This window comes from Saccharomonospora halophila 8 (assembly GCF_000383775.1).
Lineage (GTDB): Bacteria > Actinomycetota > Actinomycetes > Mycobacteriales > Pseudonocardiaceae > Saccharomonospora > Saccharomonospora halophila.
In genome coordinates this window covers 25,939-30,242 of record NZ_KB912481.1, presented here as the reverse complement: position 1 = coordinate 30,242, position 4,304 = coordinate 25,939, and the positions used below count along the sequence as shown (strand labels likewise).

Sequence of the window (4,304 nt, the reverse complement as noted above, 5' to 3'; positions counted from 1 at the left end):
CTGCGTCCGGGCGCGGTCCGGGCGGTGGCCGACCCCGATGCCGCGGGAGGCGCGGACCGCCGCACCACCCCCGACGTCCCCGAAGACGTCGGCACCGCCGGGGACGTCGGGGCCACGGTGGTGACCCGGCTGCACCGCGCCGACCACGTGCGACTGTCGATGCGGCCCGACTCCGGCCCGGAACGGGTGGACGCCGTCACCACGATGTCGGAACGGCTCGTGCCGGGGGACCGGGCACGCCTGCGGCTCGATCCGGACGGAATCGCCGTCCCCGGTGCCGGGGACGGCGGGTGACCCGGCCGGACCGGCGGTTCAGCCGTCCCTGGTGAGCAGCCGCGCCGCGGCGAGCGACAACCCGATCACGAGGTAGCACGCGGCGCGCACCACTCCCTCGCCCAGCGCGTCCAGCGGCATCGGGTCGCGCAGCACGTCCACGACCGACGGCCAGGAGATGTTCAGCAACAGCGGGTGCAGCCAGTCGAGCGCGTCCAGCACCGACAGCACGTTGAACACCACGACCCCGCCGAGGACCGTCGCCACCACCAGCAACGGGTGCTCGGTCGCCGACGACACGGCCAGCGCCACCGCGCCGACCGCCCACAACTGCACCGCGACCCAGGCGGCGGCGAGCAGCACCCGGCCCAGCACCTCGGCCGGCGACGGCGTCGTGCCGGAGAACGTGAGCAGGGAGTCCGTCCCGCCGATCGCGAGCGCGGTGAGCACTCCGCTGGACGCGACCACCGACGCGGCGGTGACCGTGAGGACGGCGACGCCGAACGCCTTGACGGCCAGCACCCTGCCCCGGCTGACCGGGGCCAGCAACCAGCCGCGCAGGGTCCCGTTCGCGTGTTCCCCGGCCAGCGCGTCGGCACCGGCCATCGCGGCGACCAGCGGCAACAGCAGGTTCAACGTCATCATCAGCGCCGCGACGGGCAGCACCAGCGCGTTGCCCGCCGCCATGTCCAGCAGGCCGCCCCCGCCACCCGGACCACCCGGTCCGCCGGAGGGGCCGGGGCCGTCGGTGAACCGCAGCGCCACACCCATGATCACCGGGATGACGGCGAGCAGCCCGAGCACCACCAGCGTGCGGGGCCGGAAGAAGACCAGCCGCAGTTCCGCGCCGAGCAGCCGACCGAGCGGGGCACGGGAACGGGACGCGGACGCGTCCGCACCCCACGCGGTCGCACCGGTTCCGGACCGGTCGACGGTGGAGGAGGCGGTGGATCGCATCGACATCATCGGTGGCCCTCCTCGTCCGGTGTCGCCGACACGGCCGCCGACCCGGCGTCCGGCTCCCCGTCGTCGCCCTGCGTGAGCCGGGCGAAGAGATCCTCCAGACCGGTGCGGGCCCGGCGTACCTCGTACACGTCCACCCCGGCGCGGACCAGTGTCGCCACCACCTCCGGCGCCGTGGCCGCCGTCAGGTCGGCACGCACGCCCTCCGGTGCGGGGCGGGCCGGGACACGGTTTCCGCGCAGGGCCTCCACCGCCGCCTCGGCGTCCGGGGTGGACACGATCAGCGCGGGCGAGTTCGACTCCAGCAGCTCCGCCAGCTCGCCCTGGGCCACCACGGTGCCCTCGTGCAGCACCGCCACGTGCGTGCAGGTGGCCTCCACCTCGGCCAGCAGGTGCGACGACACCAGCACGGTCACTCCCGCGGCGTGCAGCTCCCCGATGATCGTGCGGATCTCGCGGGTGCCCGCGGGGTCGAGCCCGTTGGTGGGCTCGTCGAGCACCACCATGTGCCGGGGCACCAGCAGTGCCCCCGCCAGGCCGAGGCGTTGTTTCATGCCGAGCGAGTAGCCCCGATAGCGCCGGTCGGCGGCCCCGGCCAGGCCCACCCGGGTCCAGTGCGGCCGACACCGCGCCCGCGAGGTCACCGCCCGCCAGGTGCGGTTCGGCGGCGGCCAGGCGCAGCAGGTTCTGTCTGCCGGACAGGAACGGGTGGAATCCCGGGGACTCGACCAGCGCGCCCACGTCCGGGAGTGCGTGGGCCGCGCGGTCGGGCATCGGTTCCCCGAGCAGGTGCACCTCACCCGCCGTCGGGCGCACCAGCCCGAGCAGCATCCGGATCGTGGTGGTCTTGCCCGACCCGTTCGGTCCCAGCATCCCGAGCACCGCGCCCCGGGGGACGTCGAGATCGACGTGCTCGACGGCCACGGTGGCCCCGTAGGTCTTGCGCAGTCCCCGGGTCCGTGCGGCGGAGCCCGTGGCGGGCGGGCCCGGGGCCCGGCCCGTCACGGTGGTTCCCGTCGTGCTCACCGCGCGCCCAGCGCCTCGGCCAGGACAGGCTCCGGCACGGCACCCACGGCCACGCGGCCGTCGTCGGTCACCAGCGCCGTGACCGCCCCGGTGGTGATCAGATGGCCGGAGCCGTACGGGCCGGTGACCCGCTCGCCGACCTGGCGCAACAGGTCGCGGGCAGTGCCTGCGCCGGCGGGGCTGCCTGCGTCGGTGGGGCCGCTTGCGTCGGAGCCCTGCCGGAGGGCGCCCTCCGGCAGCCGGGTGAGCAGGACGGTGTCCCAGCCGTCCCCGACGGTCTCCACGGGCCGGTGTTCGGATCCCTCGGTGTCCGGCCGTGTCCCCTTCTCCCCGGGGTTCACGGATTCGACGTCGACACCCTCGGGCGGGTCGAACTCGAACAGGTGCGCGGGCTGCGCACCGAGGTCGAGGTCGTCGAATCCGACTTCCAGGGCGGGTTCGGTGGTGTCGTGGGTGAACACGGACAGCCGCAGCGGCATCCGGGTCTGCTCGTCGACCGCGACCCGCACCTCGCGCAGGAGGGTGCGCTCGTCCGGCCGTGGGTTCAGCACGAGCTCGTAGGCGGGGCGGTCGGCGACCGTGGCGGTGCCGTCCACCGAGACCGTGCTGTTCTCCCGCGCACCGGCCACGAACTGCCGGGCCAGCGCGGTGGGGTCGGCCACGTCCCGACCCGCGCCCGGCGAGCGGTGGTGTTCGCCCCGGGGGATGTCGACGCGGGTCGCCGATTCCGCACCGGACTCGTACGTCCACAGCGCGTCCTCGCCCAGCACGGCGGTGAGCTCACCGCGCTCCCGTTCCAGCGCGACACGGCTGTGCCCCTCCCCGTCGTGGAACACCCGCGCGGACTCGGAGTTCAGCGCGGACAGCCCCGGCAAGGCCGCCAGGTCGAGCCCGTTGTCCAGCCCGACGGTGCCGGACAACGCGGGCACGTCGGCGCGCAGCACCGACTCCACCAGCGCCTGCGCCTCCACCGGGGGCAGGTCGGGGTCCGTCCCCGCGCCCGCGGGCGCCGCGAGCACCCCCAGCCCGGTCGCCCCCACCGCGGTGCCCACCACGGCGATGGCGGTTGCTCGTCTTCTCGGGTTCACGGTTCCTCCTCGTCCGGTGTCTCCAGTGTGCCCGGGACCCCGACACCGTGCCCCCGTCCGGGGCCGGTGGGCGGGGCGGCCCGACACCGCCCAGGGTGCGGCGGCGGAGCTGAGACGTCCCTGAGACCGCCCCGGGAGCTGAGATCATGCTGAGAGTTCCCGCGCCCGGGAAACACGGGCGGGCATCCTGTGGGTGTGAAACCGCGAGTGCTGGTGGTCGACGACGAACCCGGCGTGCGCAAGGCCCTGCGCCGCGGGCTCACCGCGGAGGGCATGGAGGTCGTGGTCACCACGGACGGCCACGAGGCGCTGCGGCTGGCCCGCACGGGGACCTTCGACGTGCTGCTGCTGGACATCATGTTGCCCGGCCTGTCCGGCTACCGCGTGCTGGAGCGGCTCCGGGACGAGGGTGTGCCCACCCCGGTCCTGCTGATCTCGGCGAAGGACGGCGAGGTCGACCAGGCCGACGGGCTCGACCTCGGCGCCGACGGCTACCTCGTCAAGCCCTTCTCGTTCGTGGTGCTCGTGGCCCAGGTCCGGGCGGTGCTGCGCCGGTCGGGCGACCGGCGGGGTACCGGGCCGCTGCGGATCGGTGCCCTCCTGGTGGACCGGGACACCCGCACGGTGTGCTGGCACGACGAGCCCGTCCCGCTCTCGCCGCGCGAGTTCGCGCTGCTGGAGGTGCTCGCCGGGCGGCCCGGCACCGTGGTCACCAAGGACGAGCTGCTGCGTGCGGTGTGGGGGGACGAACAGGCCGCCACCCGCAACGTCGTCGAGGTCTACGTGGGCTACGTGCGGCGCAGGCTGGAGGCCGCCGGGGCACATGCGGTGGTCCGCACCGTCCGCGGCCACGGCTACGTCGCCTCCGACCCGGACACCGTCCCCGAAGGGGAGGCCGGTGCCGGGTCCGGGGCCGACGCGGTGCGGCCGACGTGACCCGCGGGCCGGTGCGCT

General features: G+C 75.1%; 3 protein-coding genes and 2 pseudogenes. 2 read left to right on the top strand and 3 right to left on the bottom strand.

All coding sequences use genetic code 11. The annotated features are described in order from the left end of the window. A pseudogene (locus tag SACHA_RS19660) lies at nt 1-294 on the top strand (hypothetical protein); the annotation flags it as partial. An 18-nt stretch (nt 295-312) separates the two neighbouring features. On the opposite strand, the gene SACHA_RS0101070 reads toward SACHA_RS19660, so the two are convergent. From SACHA_RS0101070 to SACHA_RS0101060, 3 genes and pseudogenes are all read right to left on the bottom strand, one after another. Then, nucleotides 313-1,239 (bottom strand): ABC transporter permease subunit, encoded by a 927-nt coding sequence (locus SACHA_RS0101070; protein ID WP_020628577.1) that lies wholly within the window; start codon nt 1,237-1,239, stop codon nt 313-315. Next, nucleotides 1,236-2,262 (bottom strand): annotated as a pseudogene (locus tag SACHA_RS26415) (ABC transporter ATP-binding protein). The gene SACHA_RS0101070 and the pseudogene SACHA_RS26415 overlap by 4 nt, the downstream one beginning before the upstream one ends. After that, entirely contained in the window at nt 2,259-3,350 is a 1,092-nt protein-coding gene (locus tag SACHA_RS0101060; protein WP_028662771.1) for a LolA family protein, read from the bottom strand. Before SACHA_RS0101060 ends, SACHA_RS26415 begins: the two are co-directional and overlap by 4 nt. 189 nt (nt 3,351-3,539) lie before the next feature. Here SACHA_RS0101060 and SACHA_RS0101055 point away from each other — a divergent pair, with 189 nt between their 5' ends. Then, nucleotides 3,540-4,286 (top strand): response regulator transcription factor, encoded by a 747-nt coding sequence (locus tag SACHA_RS0101055; protein ID WP_020628576.1) that lies wholly within the window; start codon nt 3,540-3,542, stop codon nt 4,284-4,286. Nucleotides 4,287-4,304 lie beyond the last annotated feature (18 nt).